17 protein-coding genes are annotated in these 19176 nt (G+C 64.6%); 7 read left to right on the top strand and 10 right to left on the bottom strand.

Going from position 1 to position 19176, the window contains the following annotated elements; genetic code table 11:
• Positions 1–3: 3 nt before the first annotated feature.
• The 3 genes from RN01_RS01130 to RN01_RS01120 all read right to left on the bottom strand — a co-directional run bounded on the left by RN01_RS01130 (position 4) and on the right by RN01_RS01120 (position 5625).
• On the bottom strand, positions 4–3195 hold the full coding sequence (locus RN01_RS01130; protein ID WP_017511235.1) for an efflux RND transporter permease subunit: 3192 nt from the start codon (positions 3193–3195) through the stop codon (positions 4–6).
• Between the two features lie 106 nt (positions 3196–3301).
• Entirely contained in the window at positions 3302–4537 is a 1236-nt protein-coding gene (locus RN01_RS01125) for an efflux RND transporter periplasmic adaptor subunit (RefSeq protein WP_011519289.1), read from the bottom strand.
• A 212-nt stretch (positions 4538–4749) separates the two neighbouring features.
• Positions 4750–5625 (bottom strand): alpha/beta hydrolase, encoded by an 876-nt coding sequence (locus tag RN01_RS01120; protein WP_017511236.1) that lies wholly within the window; start codon positions 5623–5625, stop codon positions 4750–4752.
• 372 nt (positions 5626–5997) lie between these two features.
• Between RN01_RS01120 and RN01_RS01115 the strand changes: the two genes are divergently transcribed.
• Positions 5998–6924, top strand: a complete 927-nt coding sequence (locus RN01_RS01115; protein ID WP_008641456.1) for a LysR family transcriptional regulator — start codon at positions 5998–6000, stop codon at positions 6922–6924.
• A 70-nt stretch (positions 6925–6994) separates the two neighbouring features.
• Here the strand turns inward: RN01_RS01115 and RN01_RS01110 are convergent, their stop codons facing one another.
• On the bottom strand, positions 6995–8248 hold the full coding sequence (locus RN01_RS01110; RefSeq protein ID WP_017511238.1) for a M20/M25/M40 family metallo-hydrolase: 1254 nt from the start codon (positions 8246–8248) through the stop codon (positions 6995–6997).
• A gap of 137 nt (positions 8249–8385) precedes the next feature.
• On the opposite strand from RN01_RS01110, the gene RN01_RS01105 reads away from it, so the two are divergent.
• Positions 8386–9471: a GlxA family transcriptional regulator gene (locus RN01_RS01105; protein ID WP_017511239.1), complete on the top strand. Its 1086-nt coding sequence runs from the start codon at positions 8386–8388 to the stop codon at positions 9469–9471.
• A 28-nt stretch (positions 9472–9499) separates the two neighbouring features.
• On the opposite strand, the gene RN01_RS01100 is transcribed toward RN01_RS01105, so the two are convergent.
• Positions 9500–10231 carry a BON domain-containing protein gene (locus RN01_RS01100; protein ID WP_017511240.1) on the bottom strand — a complete coding sequence of 244 codons (732 nt, stop codon included), beginning with the start codon at positions 10229–10231 and terminating at the stop codon, positions 9500–9502.
• Positions 10232–10462: 231 nt separating this feature from the next.
• On the opposite strand from RN01_RS01100, the gene RN01_RS01095 reads away from it, so the two are divergent.
• The 3 genes from RN01_RS01095 (at position 10463) to RN01_RS01085 (ending at position 12691) form a co-directional block, all read left to right on the top strand.
• Positions 10463–11176, top strand: coding sequence for an SOS response-associated peptidase (locus RN01_RS01095; protein WP_017511241.1), 714 nt, complete (start codon positions 10463–10465; stop codon positions 11174–11176).
• A 117-nt stretch (positions 11177–11293) separates the two neighbouring features.
• The gene (locus tag RN01_RS01090) at positions 11294–11491 is read left to right on the top strand and encodes a hypothetical protein (protein ID WP_008641463.1); all 198 of its coding nucleotides are present in this window, start codon (positions 11294–11296) and stop codon (positions 11489–11491) included.
• Positions 11492–11608: 117 nt separating this feature from the next.
• Positions 11609–12691, top strand: coding sequence for a calcium:proton antiporter (locus tag RN01_RS01085; RefSeq protein ID WP_008641465.1), 1083 nt, complete (start codon positions 11609–11611; stop codon positions 12689–12691).
• Between the two features lie 67 nt (positions 12692–12758).
• On the opposite strand, the gene pcaD is transcribed toward RN01_RS01085, so the two are convergent.
• Genes pcaD through RN01_RS01065 form a run of 4 tightly spaced genes read right to left on the bottom strand, consistent with a single transcriptional unit; the run spans position 12759 to position 15998 of the window.
• Positions 12759–13535: a 3-oxoadipate enol-lactonase gene (gene pcaD / locus RN01_RS01080; RefSeq protein WP_008641467.1), complete on the bottom strand. Its 777-nt coding sequence runs from the start codon at positions 13533–13535 to the stop codon at positions 12759–12761.
• Complete coding sequence (locus RN01_RS01075) at positions 13525–14511, bottom strand: tripartite tricarboxylate transporter substrate binding protein (protein ID WP_024570186.1); 987 nt, start codon at positions 14509–14511, stop codon at positions 13525–13527. The genes pcaD and RN01_RS01075 overlap by 11 nt, the downstream gene beginning before the upstream one ends.
• Positions 14512–14541: 30 nt before the next feature.
• The gene (gene catC / locus RN01_RS01070) at positions 14542–14820 is read right to left on the bottom strand and encodes a muconolactone Delta-isomerase (RefSeq protein ID WP_008641477.1); all 279 of its coding nucleotides are present in this window, start codon (positions 14818–14820) and stop codon (positions 14542–14544) included.
• 53 nt (positions 14821–14873) lie between these two features.
• Positions 14874–15998, bottom strand: a complete 1125-nt coding sequence (locus RN01_RS01065; protein WP_008641478.1) for a muconate/chloromuconate family cycloisomerase — start codon at positions 15996–15998, stop codon at positions 14874–14876.
• Between the two features lie 173 nt (positions 15999–16171).
• Between RN01_RS01065 and RN01_RS01060 the strand changes: the two genes are divergently transcribed.
• Entirely contained in the window at positions 16172–17047 is an 876-nt protein-coding gene (locus tag RN01_RS01060) for a LysR family transcriptional regulator (protein WP_024570185.1), read from the top strand.
• Here the strand turns inward: RN01_RS01060 and RN01_RS01055 are convergent, their stop codons facing one another.
• Positions 17048–17965 carry a LysR family transcriptional regulator gene (locus RN01_RS01055; protein WP_011519301.1) on the bottom strand — a complete coding sequence of 306 codons (918 nt, stop codon included), beginning with the start codon at positions 17963–17965 and terminating at the stop codon, positions 17048–17050.
• Between the two features lie 173 nt (positions 17966–18138).
• Between RN01_RS01055 and catA the strand changes: the two genes are divergently transcribed.
• Complete coding sequence (catA, locus tag RN01_RS01050; RefSeq protein WP_024570184.1) at positions 18139–19062, top strand: catechol 1,2-dioxygenase; 924 nt, start codon at positions 18139–18141, stop codon at positions 19060–19062.
• The last annotated feature ends 114 nt before the right edge of the window (positions 19063–19176 follow it).

Here is a 19176-nt window from a genome sequence, read left to right as displayed (position 1 = left end):
CCCTTATTCTGCCGATGCCACCGCCTGCGACGCCGATGCAGGCTGCTCAGCCACCTTCTGGCGTTGGCCTCGCGTGGCCAGCAAACGCAGCGCCACATAGAAGACCGGCGTCAGGAACAGGCCGAAGAACGTTACCCCCAGCATCCCCGCGAACACGGCCACGCCCATCGCGTGGCGCATTTCCGCGCCGGCGCCGGTGGACACCACCAGCGGCACCACACCCATGATGAATGCGAACGACGTCATCAGGATCGGGCGCAGACGCAGGCGGCTGGCCTCGATCGCGGCCTGTACCACGGTACGGCCGTGATGCTCCAGTTCACGCGCGAACTCGACGATCAGGATCGCGTTCTTCGCGGATAGCCCCACCAGCACAATGAAACCGATCTGCGTGAAGATGTTGTTATCGCCACGGGTCAGCCACACACCAGTCATGGCGGCCAGCAGGCTCAGCGGCACGATCAGGATCACCGCCAGCGGCAACGTCAGGCTTTCGTACTGGGCTGCCAGCACCAGGAACACCAGCAACACGCACAGCGGGAAGATCCAGACGCCCGCATTGCCGGCCAGGATGTCCTGATACGTCAGCTCGGTCCACTCGAAGGCGATACCCTTGGGCAGCGTCTCCGCGGCGATCCGCTCGGCGGCGGCCTGCGCCTGGCCCGACGAGAAGCCAGGAGCCGGACCACCATTCATATCGGCAGCCGTGAAGCCGTTGTAGCGGATCACGCTGTCGGGGCCGAAGCTCTGCTTGACCTGCACCAGCGACGACAGCGGCACCATCTCACCACTCACGTTGCGCGTCTTCAGCTGCAGGATGTCCTCCGCATGCTGGCGGAACTGCGCATCGGCCTGCACCTTCACCTGGTATGTGCGACCAAACTTGTTGAAGTCGTTGACGTACGCCGAGCCGAGGTAGGTCTGGAGCGTGTCGAAGACGTCGGTCACGGGCACGCCGAGTTGCTTGGCCTTGGTGCGGTCCAGTTTCACGTCGAGCTGCGGCACGTTCACCTGATAGTTGCTGAAGATGCCGGCCAGTTCGGGCGTGGCGCGCGCCTTGGTCATGAACGCGTTGGTCGCATTGAACAGTTCGTCATAGCCCAGCGCGGCGCGGTCCTCGATCATCATCTTGAAACCGCCGATCGTACCCAGGCCCTGCACCGGCGGCGGCGGGAACACCGCGATGAAGGCGTCCTGGATCGAGCCGTACTGCTTGTTCAGATCGGCCGCGATCGCATTGCCAGACAGCTCCTTGCTCTTGCGCTTGTCGAACGGATCGAGCGTGACGAACACGATGCCGGCGCTCGGGCTGTTGGTGAAGCCGTTGATCGACAGGCCCGGGAATGCCACCGCCGACTCCACGCCCGGATGCTTGAGCGCGATATCCGACATGCGGCGGATCACGTCTTCCGTGCGATCCAGCGTCGCGCCGTCAGGCAGCTTGGCGAAGCTCACCAGGTACTGCTTGTCCTGCGCCGGCACGAAGCCCTTCGGCACCATCTGGAACACGCCCCAGGTTGCCACCAGCATCAGCGCGTACACGCCGAACACCGAGCCCTTGCGGCGAATCACGCCCTTCACGCCCCGGCCATAGTTGTCCGAGCTGCGGCGGAAGAACTGGTTGAAGCGGACGAAGAACTTGCCGAGCACCTTGTCCATGGCGCGCGTCAGCCAATCCTTCGGCGCGTCGTGGCTCTTGAGCAGCAGCGCGGACAGCGCGGGCGAAAGCGTCAGCGAGTTGAACGCCGAGATGATCGTCGAGATCGAGATCGTCAGCGCGAACTGCTTGTAGAACTGTCCGGTCAGGCCAGTCATGAATGCCAGCGGCACGAACACGGCGATCAGCGTCAGCGCGATGGCGATGATCGGGCCGCTTACTTCGCGCATGGCCTTGTACGTGGCTTCCTTCGGCGACAACCCTTCCTCGATATTGCGCTCGACGTTCTCCACCACCACGATCGCATCGTCCACCACGATACCGATCGCCAACACCAGACCGAACAGGCTCAGCGCGTTGATCGAGAACCCGAACGCGTGCATCAGCCCGAACGTGCCGACGATCGACACCGGCACGGCCAGCAGCGGAATGATCGACGCGCGCCAGGTCTGCAGGAACAGGATCACCACCAGCACCACCAGCGCGATGGCCTCGAACAGCGTGTGCGTCACCGCCTCGATACTGTGGCGCACGAACTGGGTCGGGTCATAAACGATGCTGTAGTCCACGCCCTCCGGCATGTTCGCTTTCAGCTCGGCCATCGTCTTGCGCACATCGTCCGAGATCTGGATCGCGTTCGAACCCGGCGCCTGGAAGATCGGCAGCGCCACGGCGGACTTGTTGTCGAGCAGCGAACGCAGTGCGTACTCGGAGGCACCCAGCTCGACGCGGGCGATGTCCTTGAGGTACGTCACCGCGCCGTCCGGCGAGGTGTTGACGATGATGTCGCCAAACTCCTCCACCGTCTGCAGGCGGCCCTGCGCGTTGACCGACAGTTGCAGATCGGTGCCCGGCAGCGAGGGCGATTGTCCGATCACGCCGGCAGCCACCTGCACGTTCTGCTCGCGGATGGCCTTGACCACGTCCGAGGCCGCCAGATGACGCTCGGCGATCTTGTCGGGGTTCAGCCACACACGCATCGAGTAGTCGCCCGAGCCGAACATCTGCACCTGACCGACGCCCTGGATACGCGCCAGGCGGTCCTTTACGTTGATCAGCGCGTAGTTGCGCAGATACGTCATGTCATAGCGATTGTTCGGCGAGACCAGGTGCACCACCATGGTCAGGTCAGGCGAGCTCTTGACCGTGGTGATGCCCAGGCGGCGCACGTCCTCGGGCAGGCGCGGCTCGGCCTGCGAGACGCGGTTCTGCACGAGCTGCTGGGCCTTGTCCGGGTCCGTGCCCAGCTTGAAGGTCACTGTCAGCGTCAGCGTGCCGTCGCTGTTGGCCTGCGAGTTCATGTAGAGCATGTCCTCGACGCCGTTGATCTGCTCTTCCAGTGGCGTGGCCACGGTCTCGGCGATCACCTTCGGGTTGGCGCCCGGGAACTGCGCGCGCACCACCACCGACGGCGGCACCACTTCCGGGTACTCCGAGATCGGCAACTTGAACATCGATATGGCGCCGATCAGGAAGATCAGCACCGATAGCACACCCGCAAAAATGGGGCGGTCGATAAAGAATTTCGAGAGATTCATCTTGGTCTCGGCGAAAACAGCCCCCCCTGACGGTCCGCTCGCAAGCGGACGCCATTCGATGCCACGAAGGGGGGGAAATTGTCTGTGTCTGGCTAGACTGGGTTGCTTAGCTCACGTTGGGCTTCTCGGCCTTCTCTTCCGCTGCCTGCTTGCGGTCCGGCGCGTTGCCTCGCGGCTCGAGCTCGCTGCGGAAGGCCATCGATACCGGCTTCGGCGCAACGGTGTCGCCTGGCCGCACACGCATCAGGCCATTGACGACGATGCTCTCGCCCGGCTTCAAGCCCTTGCGGATCACACGCAGCCCTTCATACGTCGGCCCGAGTTCGACTTCGCGATACGTAAGCTTGTTGGCCTGATCCACCACGAGCACGAACTTCTTGCCCTGGTCCGTGCCGATGGCGCGATCGTTGATCAGCACGGCCGGATGCGGCGTGCCGCCACCGAGCTTGATCTTCGCGTACAGGCCCGGCAGCAGGCGGCCATCTTCATTTGCGAAGATCGCCCGCACGCGGATCGTGCCGCTGCGCGTATCCAGCCGGTTGTCCACCGAGTGGATCTTGCCTTCGTGCGGAGTGTTGTCCTCGTTGGCCAGCCCCAGGAACACCGGCAGATCATTCTTGCCGCCGCTGGCGCCCGGCGCCGTGTAGCGCAGGTAGCTCTGTTCGTCGACGTCGAAGCTCGCATACACCGGCGACACGGACACCACCGTGGTCAGCGCCGGAGACGCCGCGCCGGCGGCCACCAGGTTGCCCACCGTGATTTCGGCACGCGACACCTTGCCCGAGACCGGCGCGACGATACGCGTGTAGCTCAGGTTCAGCTTCGCCACTTCCAGCGCCGCCTGCGCGCCGCGCACGTCGGCCGACATCTCGCTGGCGGCGTTGATCCGCTCGTCGAACTCGCGACGCGAGATCGCGTTGTCGTCCAGCAGGCGCTGGGCGCGGGCTTTCTCGGTCTGCGCAAGCGATGCGCGTACCTGCGCCGCCGCCAAAGCCGCTTCGGCGCGTGCCACTTCGGCTGCATACGGACGCGGATCGATCGTGAACAGCGGATCGCCCTTCTTCACGATCGAGCCCTCGCGGAAATGCACGGTTTCGATCGTGCCGGAAACGCGCGGACGGATCTCCACGCGGTCCACCGCTTCGATGCGGCCGGAAAATTCATCCCATTCGGTGATGGTCTTGCCGACCGCCGCGGACACTTCCACCGCCGGTGCCGGCGGCGGGGTATTGGCCTGTGCTTCCCCGCCGTGCCAGGGACGCAGAACCGAGGTTGCCACGCCGGTGCCCAGGATCGCCACGATGGCAATCGCAATCAGCGTGCGTCGAGACTGTTGATTCATTTTTATTCACTCCGTGATTCGTCGGGTTTCTTCAACTGGAAAAGCAAAAAATCGAGGCCGAACGCCGCCCGCCGGGCCGAGTGGCCCGGAAATTGGGAATACGGGGGTGTTCCCGTCCGGTCAGGACGGGATTGCTGCTGCCAGCCTCAAACGGCGCTGGCCGTTGAATCCGATACCGTCATGCTCCCGGTATCGGCCGGTGTTCGGACCGGTTACGAGGCGTCGTCGGTCTTGGCGAAACAATCGCGCAAGAACCGCGCACCTTCTTCGACCCATGCCTGACACTTCTCATGGGACTGTTCCACCCCGTCGCCACAGGCGCCGGGCATGATCAGGGCCCTGGCCGATATCCCGGCCTTGGCCAGCTTCGCGGCGAAGGCTTCTCCTTCGGCACGCAAGGCGTCTTGTTCCGCTACCTGCACCAGCGTGGCAGGCAGGCCGGACATCCGCGATGCCAGTGCCGGCGCCGCATATGGATGCACGCTGTCAGCCGGCGTCGGCAGATATTCGCGATAGTTGCAGGCCAGCCGGCGCAGCATTTCCATCGGCACCTGACGCGTCGAAGACATCGCCGACAGGCACGGGTCCGTAACGGGGCGGATCAGCCACTGGCCCGCCGGCTGCGGCAGGCCGCGATCCCGCAGCATCTGCGCCGTGGCAATCGCCAGGTTGCCGCCGGCCTCTTCGCCGACCAGCGCGAAGCGCAGCTTGTCGACCTTGAGCTTCTTCGCCTGCTTCAGTACCCACGTCACCGTGGCCACGGCGTCCTCGGGCGCGGCCGGGAACGGATTTTCGGGCGCCAGCGAGTAGCCCGGGGTCACCACCACGGCCGGGACCGACTCCGCCAGATCCCGCGCCAGTTCCTTGGCTGCCTCGACGTCACCTTCGACAAAACCACCGGCATGGAGATACACCAGCCATGGCAAGGTTGCCGAGCCTGCGCTCAACGGCCAATAACCTGCGGGGTAACACACGCAGACCTTGATCTCCCGATCGCCACTGACGACCATATGCTGCACCACGTACGGTTCGCCCTGTTCTGCGGCCGGTTGCACGGCGGAACTACGGGCTGTGGTGGTCTTGGTCATGGCGTTCAGGCGACCGGCATGGGTCGTCGATACTGTGTTGCGATGCACCGAATTATGGTGATTGACGATGATGGGATAAAGCGAGCTATTGCCAACGCACTATTTCTGAGTTGGAATAATCGCTGAAGTGAAACCACATGCTTGGCAAGGTCACCCAAAATGTGATTCACTCCGGTCCTTTGGTGCCGCGCAGTTTGGGGAAACATGCGCGTCCACCACGCCCCCAGGCTCCACCCGTCCCCGCTCCGGCCTCCACTGGCGGACCGCCGGCAGCAAACCCAGGCCGCGCACTTGACATGCAGCGGACCCATTCCCGCCAGACATCCTTCTGAACGCAAGCTAGCTCGTACTTCTTTCGAAAGCTTCTCAATCATGGATCGTCTTGTTTCCATGCAGGCATTCACGCGGGTGGTGGATGTCGGCAGCTTTGCGCGTGCGGCGGAGTCTTTAGACCTGCCAAAGGCCACGCTCACCCGCCTGATCCAGAATCTGGAAACCCATCTGGGCGTCAAACTGCTGCATCGGACAACGCGCCGCATCAGCGTGACAACCGATGGCGCTGCCTATTACGAACGCTGCGTCCGTATCCTGGCCGACGTCGAGGAAGCGGAACAATCGCTCACGCGGCACAACAACTCGCCGCGCGGCACGCTATGCGTCGACACCACGAGCGGGCTCGCGCAGATGGTGCTGCTGCCGCACCTGCACGACTTCTTCAAAGCCTATCCCGACCTGAAGCTCGAGCTGACCATCAATGGCAAGCCGATCGATCTGCTCAAGGAAGGCGTGGACGTGGTGCTGCGCGTGGGCGCGCTCGACGAGTCGATGGTGGCGCGACGTATCGGTCAGTTGAAGCTGGCGTTCTATGCGTCGCCGATCTATTTGCGTCGCGTTGGCACGCCGCAGAATCTGACCGAGCTGGCACAGCACAAGGCGGTCAACTTCCTGTCCAACCGCACCGGCCGTGAAATGCCCTGGCCGCTGTCGCGCGGCGGCGAACGCACCGAGGTGTTGCTGCCATCGGCCATTTCGACCAACGATGCCGATGTCTACATGGCCTGCGCGCTTGAAGGCCATGGCATCGCCCGCATCTCGCGCGCGATGGCCGAACCCTATGTCAACAGCGGCCGGTTGGTCGAGGTGATGAGCGACTGGCAGACGGACGAATTGCCGATCTCTGCGATGTACCCGCAGAACCGGCACCTGTCGGCCAAGGTGCGGGTCTTCGTGAACTGGGCAGCGGAACTGTTCTCGCGCCATCCGCATTTCGGCGCGGCCCCGCAGGCGGTGGCAGCGTAGTTGTCGCCGCCTGCTTGTTCCCTCTCCCGTTAGCACGGGAGAGGGAATCTTGCCGCAGCATTCGATACGCTTAGTTCTTTCCGATTTCCTGCAGCATCCGCGTCATCAGATACAGACGGGGCACGATCGAATCGAGTTCCACGTATTCGTCGCGAGCGTGGTACCCGAAGCCAGACAGGCCGAAGCTCTCCAGCACCACCGCCTTGCCCGAGCGCCCCGCATAGCCAGCGTCCGTGCCGCCACCCGTCCCGGGGATCAACAGCAGCGAGCGGCCGTCGAGTTCCGCATAGACCTGCTGCGCGCGTTTGGCCAGTTCCTTCGCGCGGGCGTCGGCCACGTAGGCGGGGCGGCCCTCTTCCATCGTCACCGTGGTCTGCGTATCGGGAACCAGGTGGCCCGCGTTGACCTTCTCCTGCAGCGCGGTCTGCAGCTTCTGCGCGGCGCCGTTAGCCGTGACACGCACATCGCCATACGCACTGGCCAACTCGGGGATCTGGTTGCCTACGTCGCCGCCCTTGGCCATGGTCCAGTTCAGTTGAGAGCCGGGCACCGACTTGGCCACGTCACGCGTCTGCTGCAACTGATAGGCCAGTTCGATCAGCGCGTTGCGGCCCAGCTCCGGCGCCGCGCCGGCGTGCGACGAGCGGCCCTTGACCTGCATCGTCGCAGTCGCCGTGCCAGCAGCGCCCAGCAGCAGCGACTCCGACTTGGCGACAGACTTGGCCACGTTCGGCTCGCAGGACAACACCACGTCCTGCTGATCGGCCAGCGCCGCAATCGTTTCGCCCGATCCGCCCGAACCGACTTCCTCGTCGGCGTTGAACAGCACGGTCAGTTGCGCGTAGTCCTTCCATCCCTGCGCCTTGAGGATTTCCAGCGAATGCAGGATCACCGCGATGCCGCCCTTGTCGTCGGCGATGCCGGGACCGTAGAGGCGGTTGCCGTCCTCACGGATCGGCTGCGTCTTGAGGATACCGGCCGGATAGACCGTATCCATATGGGCGATCAACATGATCTTGTGCTTGCCCGTACCGGTCAGCGTCGCCTTGACGATCGGGCTCTTGCCCGAGCTTGCCGGCACACGCTCCACCTTGGCGCCCAACGCCTGGAGCCGCTTCGACGTGTAGTCCGCCATGCGGTCGAGCCCTTCGATATTGGCGCTGCCCGACTCTATCGACACCATGTCCTTGAGGGACTGCACCACGGCCGGCTGGGCGGATCGCGCGGCATCGAGCAACCCGGTATCGGCGCCGGCAGCCACGGCGGCATTGCAGACCACGGCAGCAGCAGCGGCGATGGCAAGGTGGCGAAGGGAAAGCAGCATGACGTCTCCTGTTCTGATGGAAGCCTCAAATGTAGCCCTTGCGATATCTCGCGGGGAGGCTCAATATCGCCATTCCCAAAGCCGATCCCGCCATACCCTTTCTTCTGCCCCCTTCTTTCCCCCTTCTCGCCCCACGCATGGCCGATCCCGCTACCACGTCCAATCACCCGCTGCACGTCAAGTTGCTATGGCTGCCCGATGCGATGCCCGGCACGCTGTTCGGCGCGCTCGACGTGCTGCGCACGGCGGCCGGCGTCGCCCAATTGCAGCGGCCTGGCGAATCGAATCTGCTGACGTGGGAAATCATCGGAGGCAATGGCCGGGCACTGCCCGCGCCGCTGCCTGGCCTGCAGGCGGTACCCGCCCGGCGTGGCCAGCGCCATGGCCGGACGCTGATGATCGTGCCCGGACTGATGGCCCATAGCGCGCCGCATCTGAGCGAGATGGTTACGAACGATACCCTCACGCAGCGCACGATCGCGCGTCACGTCGACGCAGGCGGCTGGCTGGCGGCCATCTACTCGGGCATGGTTTACCCGCTGGCGCTGGGCCTGCTCGACGGCGCGCGATGCGGGGCGCCGTGGATGTTCCAAAGCTCGCTGGCACAGCGATTCCCGGGTTGCGACCTGTCCTCGGACGAACCGATAGGCCTGCACGAACGCGTGTTCCATTGCGTCGCCCCGGCGCTGCTGACCGAATTCATGCTGCGCGTGCTGGGGCATCTGCACGACCCTGACCTCGCGCAGACTGTCTCGCGCTTGCTGCTCTATCAACAGGAACGCCAGCAATGGGTGCCGGAACTGGTCTCGCAGCGCTGGCTCGGTAAAACGACGGACAGCCCGGTGTATCGCGCCATTGGCTGGCTGCAGGCCCACGTCGACGAGCCCTACCGGCTTGGCGCCGTGGCCGAGGCGGCAGCCGTCAGCGAACGGACACTGCTGCGCCATTTTCGGCAGGTCACCGGGCAGACGCCGCTCGACTACCTGCACCGGCTGCGCGTGGAACGCGCGCGCATGTTGCTCGAAGTCACGCTGCACGGCACGCAGGCCATCGCCGAAGCGTGCGGCTACAGCGATGCCGCGGCGTTCCGGCGGCTGTTTCAGCGCGCCATGCAGATGTCGATGTCGGAGTACCGCACGCGCTTTGCGTTGCGCACGCGCCGCCGTTACTGGCGTGTAGAAGGCCAGGCGGCGCGACGTGGCCGCGCCGCGCCGCAGACGTGAAGTGTCCCGCGATGAATCGCCGGAACCGTTAACTGCTCAGGGCGATGTGATTGATGACGTTTTCCACGCCGTGCACATACCAGGCGTCCCGTTCGACTTGCCTGCGCGCGCCATCGCTGGACGCGTAGCCGTCGAGCGTCACCACACGGCGATCCGTACGCACACTGATGCGAGCTGCGTCGACGAACGGGTCGGTTTCCAGCACCAGCCGCAATGCCTCGGAGATCTCCTCGTCGCTATCGGCCTCGGCCGGCGCGATCACGATGTCATTGATCACGCAGCGGCAGCCACGTGACCACCAGGCCAGCACGCCGGCCAGCCGCATGTGCGACAGGCTGATCACCTGCCCGTTGAGCGTGACCGCGCCGTCATGCACGGAGACCTCCAGCCAGCCGCTGCGCTCGCCCACCGCTTCGCGCACGGGCTCGAGCTGGCCCTTGACCCGCGCGCAGATCTTGCAGTTCCGGAAATCAATCGCGCTCCGCAGTCGCTCGCAGACCGCCGCACGTACCTCGCCGTCACCAATCGGTGTGCCGCCGTTGGCAATGCGCAGGTGATCGATCACCATCGTGACGCCGTCCACACGCCGCAACTGGGCCGCGGTACGGGTCTTGTCGACAATATCGGCAACTTCGCCTTCGAGAATCAGCGCGCCGTCGGACAGGCGCAGGTTGATGGTGGGATGGAGATGGTGGCCTTGATATGGCACATGAGCCAACGCGGCTCGTGCCAGCGTCAGCACCGCTTCGCTACTATGCATGATGTCAATCTCCCCATTTGGCGTGGAGATGGTGGGATGCGTGCCCCTGCCTGCAAGCACGTGTAGCGCGTCGGCCGGGGACATCCGGCGGAAGTCCCCGCGTCCGCCTAGGCATTATAGGAAGCGCCCCGCCGCATCACCGCGCATCACCACGCGTATGGCGCGCGCATATTGACCCGTGACACCTTAGCGTGGACGATACGCGGCAGACCGGCTCTCAGGAGCGCCCGCATGTGCACGAACTACGCCCCCGTCCAGCAGCGAATCCTGCGTGAAATCTTCGGTGTGGAGCCACCTCCGGGGATCTACCCGCAGGAAACCTGGCCCGACTACGCCGCGCCGATCGTCCACGCCGCCCCGGACGGACCACGACAGTGCGCATTGGCCACCTTCGGCATGGTGCCGCGCAAGCGTACCCCACCCGGTGGCCGCCGCTACGATACGACCAACGCACGCAGCGAGACCGTCGGCGAAAAGCCCACGTTCGCGCCTGCCTGGCGGCACGGTCAGCTTTGCCTGGTACCCGCGAGCGCGTTCTACGAATATGCGTACCCCGAGGACGGCACGCCCGAGCACCCGGGCAAGGCGGAGCGCTGGAAGATCTGGCTACCCGACGCCCCCGCCTTCGGCATCGCCGGGCTCTGGCGGACGTGGCCCGACCAGACACTGTCCTTCACGATGCTCACGGTCAACGCGGAGACCCATCCAGTGTTGCGCCGGATGCACCGGCCGGGCGCCGAAAAACGCTCGATCGTGATCGTCCCGGCGTCCGACTGGGATAACTGGCTGCATTGTCGCAACCCGGAACTGGCCCGCAGCTTCCTGCGTCTCTACCCTGCGGAAGGCATGGCAGCCGCGCCAGACCCCGTTGTGCGAGTGGCAACCGAAAAGACGACCCGCGCGTCGAAAGACCTGGACGGCCCCGGCGAGGGTTCCGCCACCTGACGCCATCGCCCAAATGGGTGATGCGAGCGCCCTACTGAGTGAGGGTGTCGGATGTAGCCGTACCTGACCATACTGGCCCGCACCAGCCATCAGAGCTGTCCAACAGGTCAGAACAATATGAATTCGGTCACTTTTGTCGGTTACGGTCTTGCGTTCCTCATCGCGGTGATCATCGCCGCGCGCTGGATCTATCTCCATCATCCTGCCCTGCGGGACAGTAACCTCGATCCGCCCAGGAAATCGCCGGGAAACAAGCCAGCAGCCACCGGCCCGGAAGTACTCGACACCGCTACCCGTCCACTGCCGCGCGACTGATACTCGCCCCGGCCGGGAACTGTGGCCGCCCTTCGTTGCCAGAATATCTCTTGCGCGCGCGCCGTCTGGCGTGCACGCTGTGCTTCTGCACGCCACAAAAAGAAAGGAACACAAGGGATGGCAACTTCCAACAAGCTGCCGGCTTGGACCGTCTGGTCCCCGCTGGCTGCCTGGGCAGCGTTCGGCCTGGGCCTTCTATTGACGGGACAGTCGTGGATGATCGCGGTGATGGCCGTGGCCCTGGCGGGCGCGGTATTTTCCGCAGTGCACCATGCCGAGGTCGTCGCCCACAAGGTCGGCGAGCCATTCGGCACCTTGGTGCTTGCGATTGCCGTGACGGTGATCGAAGTGGCGCTGATCGTGTCGGTGATGCTGTCGTCCGGGCCGGAAAAGGCCGGCCTCGCCCGTGACACGGTGTTCGCGGCGGTCATGATCATCTGCAACGGGATCGTCGGGGTCTGCCTGTTCGTCGGCGGCCTGCATCACCGCGAACAGGCGTTTCAGGCGCCCGGCGCCAATGCCGCGATGGCCATCCTGGTTGCCCTGCTCGGCCTGACCATGGTGCTCCCCAACTTCACCAGTTCAACGCCGGGCCCCATGCTGTCCCCGTCGCAACTCGCCTTCGCCGGCGCCATGTCGCTGGTGCTCTATGGCAGCTTCGTGTTCGTGCAGACGGTGCGGCACCGCGACTACTTCCTGGTGGAAGGCAGCAGCGACGAGAACGAGCATGCGCCGCCGCCTCCGGTGCGCGTCGCGGTAGTCAGTGGCGTGCTGCTGGTCGTCTGCCTGGTGGCCGTGGTGGCGCTGGCCAAGCTGCTGTCCCCATCGGTGGAAGCGGCCGTATTGGGTGCTGGGCTGCCTCCTGCCGTGGTGGGTGTGGTGATTGCAGCGCTGGTGCTGCTGCCTGAAGGGCTGGCCGCGTTGCGCGCGGCACGTTCGGACCGGATTCAGACCAGCCTCAACCTTGCGCTCGGTTCCGCGCTGGCCAGTATCGGCCTGACGATTCCGACCGTGGCGGCCGTGTTCATCATGCTCAGCCGGCCGCTTGAACTCGGGCTCGGCCCCAAGGAAATGGTCCTGCTGTTCCTGACCATGATCGTCGCCTCGCTGACGCTGGGCATGGGACGGACCACGATCCTCCAGGGCGTGGTGCACATGGTGATCTTCGCCGCGTATCTGTTCCTGACGATCGTTCCGTAAGGGTACGGTCTTCGGTACGGTCTTTCGCCCCACTCCCATATATGGAAGCGGGGCGAAACGCGACGGTTTACTTCTGCCGCAGGAATCCGATCACGGCATTCCCAAACGCCTCGGGCAGTTCCCAGTTGGACAGGTGAGCGGCAGCCAGCTCCAGATACTCCGCGCCCGGAATCGCCCGGGCGACCTCCTGGCCCTGGGCCGCGGTAGTGGCCAGGTCCTGCTCGCCGGCAATCACCAGCACCGGCGCCTGAACACCCGGCAGCAATCCACGCAGATCAGCGTCGCGCACGGCCGCGCAGTTGGCAACATAGCCTTCGGCGCTGGTACCCGTCAGCATCCGCCGCACCGGCTCGTACTCGTCGCGACGCGTGAGCACGTAGTGATCGGTGAACCAGCGAGCCAGCACGCCGTTGACGATAGCCGCCATGCCATCGCGCCGCACGGTCTCGATCCGGGTGTTCCACACCGACTCTGGGCCGATCAGCGCGGCGGTGTTCGCCAGCACAAAACGTCCGAAACGCCCCGCGTGATGGCGCGCCAGGTACATTCCCGTCATGCCGCCCATCGACAGACCGCAGAAGTGCGCGCGCTCGATGCCGGCATGATCCATGATTGCGATCACGTCTTCAGCAAGTTCGCGCATCCCGAACGACGACGATGGCAAGGCTGAGCGCCCGTGGCCGCGCGTGTCATAGCGCAGCACCCGGTAATGCGCGGTCAGCGCCGCCATCTGCGGCCCCCACATGTCGAGCGTGGTGCCCAGCGAATTGGACATCACCAGCACCGGCTTGTCGGCGGCGCCCTCGATCACGTAATGGAGCCTGCACGTCGGTTCAGTCGGCATGAATGCCCTTCTCGCGAATGAGCGTGCCCCACTTGGCGGTTTCCTTGGCCAGGTGGTCCTTCAGCGCGGCTGGCGTGCTGCCGATCGGCTCGGCGCCGATGCCTGCCAGGCGCTGCTGCACGGACGGCTTCTTCAGGGCATCGAGCATGGCCTTGTTCAGCGTGTCGATGACGGGCTGCGGCGTCTTGGCCGGCACGAATGCCGCGAACCACGGCGACAATTCATAGCCCGGCAGCCCCGCTTCGGCCACCGTCGGTACATTGGGCAATGCCGACGAACGCTTGCTGGTGGTGACGGCGATCGCGGTCAGCTTGCCGCTGTCGATATGCGGCTTGGCCGAGGTGATGCTGTCGAACATGTAGTCCACCTGGCCACCGAGCAGATCGGTCATCGCTGGGCCCGATCCCTTGTACGGGATATGGAGCATGTCCACATGGGCCATCGACGTGAACAGTTCGCCTGCCAGGTGAATCGACGTACCGTTGCCGGCCGACGCATACGTGTACTTGCCCGGCTTGGCCTTGGCGCTCGCGATGACTTCGGCCACGGTCTTGACCGGCGTCTTCGCCTTGTTGGCCACCAGCACGTTGGGCACCACGGCCAGCAGCGACACCGGCGCGAAATCCTTGACTGGGTCATAGCTGAGCTTGCCGTACAGCGCCGGATTCACGGCCATGCCGTTGGCGACGATGATCAGCGTGTAGCCATCTGCCGGCGAGCGGGCCACCATTTCGGCGCCGATGTTTCCACCCGCGCCGGGACGGTTTTCGACCACGATCGCCTGGCCAAGCGTCTTCGACATGTCTTCGCCCAGCGTGCGGGCGATGTTGTCCATCGCGCCGCCGGCCGGGAACGGCACGATCCAGCGGATCGGGTGGTCGGGATAGGCCGCATGTGCGGGGGCGGCGGCCGCGAACAGCATCGTGGCGGCGAGAGCGGCCGACAGAACGTTCGACCGTTGCAGCAAGGACTTCATTGTCTCCATTCCTTCTTGTGAGCGCGCCGATCAGCGGATCGACGACGGGTGCTTGGCCAGTGGCGTGACGTGGATCTTCATGTACGGGAACAGCGGCAGCGCCGACAGCAGCGTGTGCAGTTCATCGTTCGACTCTACGTCGAACAGGCTGTAGTTGGCGTACTCGCCCACCACGCGGTACAGCGCCTGCCATTTGCCCTGGCGCTGCAGGTCTTGTGAGTAGGCCTTCTCGCGTGCCTTGATCTCGTCGGCCTCGGCAGCCGGCAAATCATGCGGAATCTGAACGTCCATCCTGACGAGAAACAGCATTGGGATCTCCTTGTGTTTGAAGGATGCGGTTAGGTGGTGGGCCGATCAGCCAATCAGGCGGACTTGCGACGATAGTGCGCAAGCTTGTCTTCGTCGATTGCCAGACCCAGCCCCGGACCCTGCGGCAGATGCAGCGAGAAGTCCTTGAACACGGGGCGCTCGACAACGATATCGTCCTTCACCAGCAGCGGGCCGAACAATTCCGTGCCCCACGCCAGTTGCGGCAGCGTGCAGAAGCCATGCGCCGCGGCGATCGTGCCGACGCTGCCTTCGAGCATCGTGCCACCGTAGAGCGCGATACCTGCCGCATCGCCCACGGCCGCAGTCCGCAACATGCCGAAAATGCCACCGGACTTGGCGATCTTCAGCGCAAACACATCGGCGGCACCCAGGCGTGCCAGTTCCATTGCATCCTCGGGGCCCGTCACGGCTTCGTCGGCCATGATCGGCACCACGAAACGGGCGGCCAGACGCGCCAGCGCCGTGCGTTGCTCGCGCGGCGTCGGTTGTTCGATCAGGTCGATGCCGGCCGCTTCGAGCATGGCGATGCCGGTGGCGGCATCGGCTTCGTTCCAGGCCTGGTTCACGTCTACCGTCACGCGGGCGCGATCGCCCAGCGCGCGCTTGATCGCCGAGACATGCGCCACGTCTTCACGCACGCTGCGGCGACCGATCTTGAGTTTGAACGTGTTGTGGCGGCGTTCCCCCAGGAAGCGCTCGGCTTCCTCGATATCGCGTGCGGTATCGCCGCTGGCCAGTGTCCAGAGCACCGGCAGCGTGTCGCGCACCGCGCCACCCAGCAGCGTGGCCAGCGGCACGTCCAGACGCTTGCCCTGCGCGTCGAGCATGGCCGATTCCAGCGCCGACTTGGCAAACCGGTTGCCGCGCGCGACCTTGTTCAGGCGCGCCATCGCGGCGTGAACATTGGTGGCGTCCTGGCCGACCAGCGCCGGCGCCAGGTAGGTATCGATCGTCAGCTTGATGCCCTCGGGACTTTCGTCGCCGTATGACAGGCCGCCGATGGTCGTGGCCTCACCGATGCCCTCGATCCCGTCGCTGCAGCGCAGCCGCACGATCACCAGCGTCTGCTGCTGCATCGTGGCCATGGCCAACTGATGCGCCCGGATCGTGGGCAGATCGACCAGAATGGCCTCGATGGAAGAAATCGTCGCTGTCATACCCGCTGTCATACCTTTTCCATGCAAATTAGTCTCGTGCACGGAGTATGTACCTTGACTTGCCAGGCGTCCAAGACCGAAGATGTCTCATTTCATACCTTTTCGGTATGCCAGGATTCTCCTCCTCTCCCTGCTGCGGGAGAGGGGAAGAACCCACCGCGATCACCATCACCATGGAACTCCGCCACCTCCGCTACTTCCAGACGGTTGCCCAGGAACTCAACGTGACACGGGCGGCCGAAAAGCTTCATATGGCACAGCCGCCACTTTCCCGGCAAATCCGCCAGTTCGAGGAAGAAGTCGGCGTGGCGTTGTTCGATCGTGTCGGGCGGGGCCTGAGGCTGACCGAAGCGGGCCGTTTCCTGCTCGAGCAGTCGCTGCAACTGACCCAGCGACTGGAGGAGACGCTGGAAAGCACGCGGCGCATCGGCCGCAATGAAAAGCGCTGGTTCGGCATTGGCTTCGTGCCGTCGGTGCTGTACGGCGTGCTGCCGGAGCTGATCCGCGAACTGCGTGGCGACGATAGCCAGGTGGAAGTCGGCCTGACTGAGATGATCACGGTGCAGCAACTCGAAGCGCTCAAGTCCGGGCGGATCGATCTGGCCTTCGGGCGTCTCACGTTCAACGACCCGGCGATCGTCCAGCAGGTGGTGATGGCCGAATCGCTGGTGGCGGCAATCCCGGGCACGGCGCCCACCCCCAACGCTCCTTTCGACGCAGACGCGCTGGCCCGACAGCCGCTGATCCTCTATCCGGCCCGGCCACGGCCAAGCTACGCCGATCATGTGCTGTCGCTGTTCCGCGGCCAAGGGTTGCAGCCCCGCGTGGTGCAGGAGGCCAACGAACTGCAGACCGCGCTCGGCCTCGTCGCCGCCGGGCTAGGTATCACGCTTGTGCCGTCCTCGGTGCAGCGCCTGCATCGTGACGATGTGCGCTATGTGCCGATCAACGCCCCGGGCTTCGTCTCACCCGTGATCATGAGCTACCGCTCGGGCGACACCTCGCCATATCTGGCCCGCGCGGTCGCATGGGTCCTGCAGCAAGCGTAGTCACTCCTGGGCCGGCGGAATGTACTCCATGCCGATTTCCTCGTAGAGCCGGTAGATCATGTCCAGCATCGCACGCAGATCCTCGGATTCGTCCAGTGTGCGCATGCTCATGATGATCGGCGACACCAGCTTCGCATCATCAAGCTCAACGTAGGTCACATCGTCACGCTTGAGGCCGTAAACGCTGCTGGGTACCACCGAGATACCCTCGCCCATCGCCACCAACCCCAGTGCGATCTGCAACTCGCGTACCTCGTGGATGCGGCCCGGACGCAACGCGCGGTCGTGAAACGCCGCCAGCACCTGGTCGGCAAAACTCGGGCGCGGCGCCTTTGGGAAGATGATCAGCGTGTCTTCGAGCAGATCCGGCAACGCCAGCATCTTCCTGCCGATCGACAGCGGATGCCCCACCGGCAGGGCCACAATCATGCGTTCCTCGCGCAGCACCACACGGCGGACGGCCGGGTCTTCGTGCCGGATGCGGCCAAAGCCCACATCGATGCGCCCTTCCTTGAGTGCCTTGATCTGGTCCATCGTCGACATCTCGTGCAGCGTCAGTTCGATCTCGGCGTGTTCGGTCCGGAAGCGGCGAATGATGCGCGGCAACATGCCGTAGAGCGTGGAGCCCACGAAGCCGATCGACATCGCCCGCTCGATCTTGCCAACCCGGCGCATCATCGCCTCAAGTTCGGTGGTCTGCGCCAGCAGTTGCAAGGCGTGGGTGTAGAAGAAGCGCCCGGTATCGGTCAGCTTGAGCGGCCGGGAGTTGCGCTCGAACAGCAACACGCCCAGCGACTCCTCCAGTTGCTGGATCTGGCGCGACAGCGGGGGCTGCGCGATATGGAGCCGCTCCGCGGCGCGCGTGAAGTTGCGCTCCTCGGCCACGGCCACGAAGTACCTCAAATGTCTCAATTCCAACGCTATACCTCACAGGTATCGTCCGGATACTCAATCAGTCTTGGACTGCCCAAACACCCCTGAACTATGCTCCGCAACAAGTCGGACGGCAATCCTCGATACGGGTTTATACCCACAGAGCATTAACCGACCGATCATTCGACCCCAACCAAAGAGACATTTCGGAGTGAGACATGACGCACGCTGACATCGAAGCGCTGGTAAAGCAGTTCCTCGTACACACCGCCACGCAAGGCACACCGGACGCACGCGTGCAACAGGTCGTGGTACGGCTGACGACCGACCTGTTCAAGGCGATCGAGGATCTGGATTTGAGCGCCACCGAAGTCTGGAAGGGCATCGAGTATTTCGCCGAGGCAGGCGCCACCCACGAGCTGGGCCTGCTGGCCGCCGGCCTGGGTCTGGAGCGATTCCTGGACATCCGCGCCGACGAGGCAGAAGCCCGCGCCGGCCTGACCGGCGGCACGCCGCGCACGATCGAAGGCCCGCTGTATGTGGCCGGCGCGCCCGAATCCACCGGCTTCGCACGGCTCGACGACGGCACGGAGGACGACAAGGGCGAGGTGCTCTTCATGCAGGGCACGGTCTACGACACCGACGGCAAGCCGCTGGCCGGCGCGAAGGTCGAGGTATGGCACGCCAACCTGCTTGGCAATTACTCGTTCTTCGACAAGAGCCAATCCCACTTCAACCTGCGCCGCACGATCGTCACCGATGCCAACGGCCGCTACCAGTTCCGCAGCATCGTGCCGATGGGCTATGGCTGCCCGCCCGAGGGCACGACGCAGCGCCTGCTGAACCTGCTGGCCCGCCACGGCCGCCGCCCCGCACATATTCACTTCTTCGTATCCGCCGCCGGCCATCGCAAGCTGACCACGCAGATCAACATCGACGGCGACGAGTACCTGTGGGATGACTTCGCCTTTGCCAGCCGCGATGGTCTGGTGCCGGCGGTCGAGCGCGTCGGGGACGCCGCGCGGCTCGACAAGCATGGCGTGAGCAAGCCGTTCGCCTCGATCGACTTCGACTTCCGCCTGCTGCGCGAGGCCAGCGACGCCCCGGCCGCCGAAGTGGACCGCATGCGCGCTGCCGCCTGAGGCCAGCGCCAAGGGCCATCGCCCAAGACTGCGTGAGATCGCCCAAAGCGATCTGATTCACCGGGACGCGCCACCACCGCGCGTCCCGACCCCTTCCCCGCCGCTCTGGCAGGA

The sequence above is a fragment of the Cupriavidus sp. SHE genome (assembly GCF_000812445.1).
GTDB lineage: Bacteria > Pseudomonadota > Gammaproteobacteria > Burkholderiales > Burkholderiaceae > Cupriavidus > Cupriavidus metallidurans.
The sequence above is the reverse complement of the archived record's forward strand: the minus strand, read 5'-3'. Positions and strand labels throughout refer to the sequence as shown.

What these genes read in the sequence shown, in the direction of transcription:
- RN01_RS01130 (WP_017511235.1), bottom strand. Translation starts at nt 3,195, where the DNA reads ATGAATCTCTCGAAATTCTTTATCGACCGCCCCATTTTTGCGGGTGTG.
- RN01_RS01125 (WP_011519289.1), bottom strand. Translation starts at nt 4,537, where the DNA reads ATGAATCAACAGTCTCGACGCACGCTGATTGCGATTGCCATCGTGGCG.
- RN01_RS01120 (WP_017511236.1), bottom strand. Translation starts at nt 5,625, where the DNA reads ATGACCAAGACCACCACAGCCCGTAGTTCCGCCGTGCAACCGGCCGCA.
- RN01_RS01115 (WP_008641456.1), top strand. Translation starts at nt 5,998, where the DNA reads ATGGATCGTCTTGTTTCCATGCAGGCATTCACGCGGGTGGTGGATGTC.
- RN01_RS01110 (WP_017511238.1), bottom strand. Translation starts at nt 8,248, where the DNA reads ATGCTGCTTTCCCTTCGCCACCTTGCCATCGCCGCTGCTGCTGCCGTG.
- RN01_RS01105 (WP_017511239.1), top strand. Translation starts at nt 8,386, where the DNA reads ATGGCCGATCCCGCTACCACGTCCAATCACCCGCTGCACGTCAAGTTG.
- RN01_RS01100 (WP_017511240.1), bottom strand. Translation starts at nt 10,231, where the DNA reads ATGCATAGTAGCGAAGCGGTGCTGACGCTGGCACGAGCCGCGTTGGCT.
- RN01_RS01095 (WP_017511241.1), top strand. Translation starts at nt 10,463, where the DNA reads ATGTGCACGAACTACGCCCCCGTCCAGCAGCGAATCCTGCGTGAAATC.
- RN01_RS01090 (WP_008641463.1), top strand. Translation starts at nt 11,294, where the DNA reads ATGAATTCGGTCACTTTTGTCGGTTACGGTCTTGCGTTCCTCATCGCG.
- RN01_RS01085 (WP_008641465.1), top strand. Translation starts at nt 11,609, where the DNA reads ATGGCAACTTCCAACAAGCTGCCGGCTTGGACCGTCTGGTCCCCGCTG.
- pcaD (WP_008641467.1), bottom strand. Translation starts at nt 13,535, where the DNA reads ATGCCGACTGAACCGACGTGCAGGCTCCATTACGTGATCGAGGGCGCC.
- RN01_RS01075 (WP_024570186.1), bottom strand. Translation starts at nt 14,511, where the DNA reads ATGAAGTCCTTGCTGCAACGGTCGAACGTTCTGTCGGCCGCTCTCGCC.
- catC (WP_008641477.1), bottom strand. Translation starts at nt 14,820, where the DNA reads ATGCTGTTTCTCGTCAGGATGGACGTTCAGATTCCGCATGATTTGCCG.
- RN01_RS01065 (WP_008641478.1), bottom strand. Translation starts at nt 15,998, where the DNA reads ATGACAGCGACGATTTCTTCCATCGAGGCCATTCTGGTCGATCTGCCC.
- RN01_RS01060 (WP_024570185.1), top strand. Translation starts at nt 16,172, where the DNA reads ATGGAACTCCGCCACCTCCGCTACTTCCAGACGGTTGCCCAGGAACTC.
- catA (WP_024570184.1), top strand. Translation starts at nt 18,139, where the DNA reads ATGACGCACGCTGACATCGAAGCGCTGGTAAAGCAGTTCCTCGTACAC.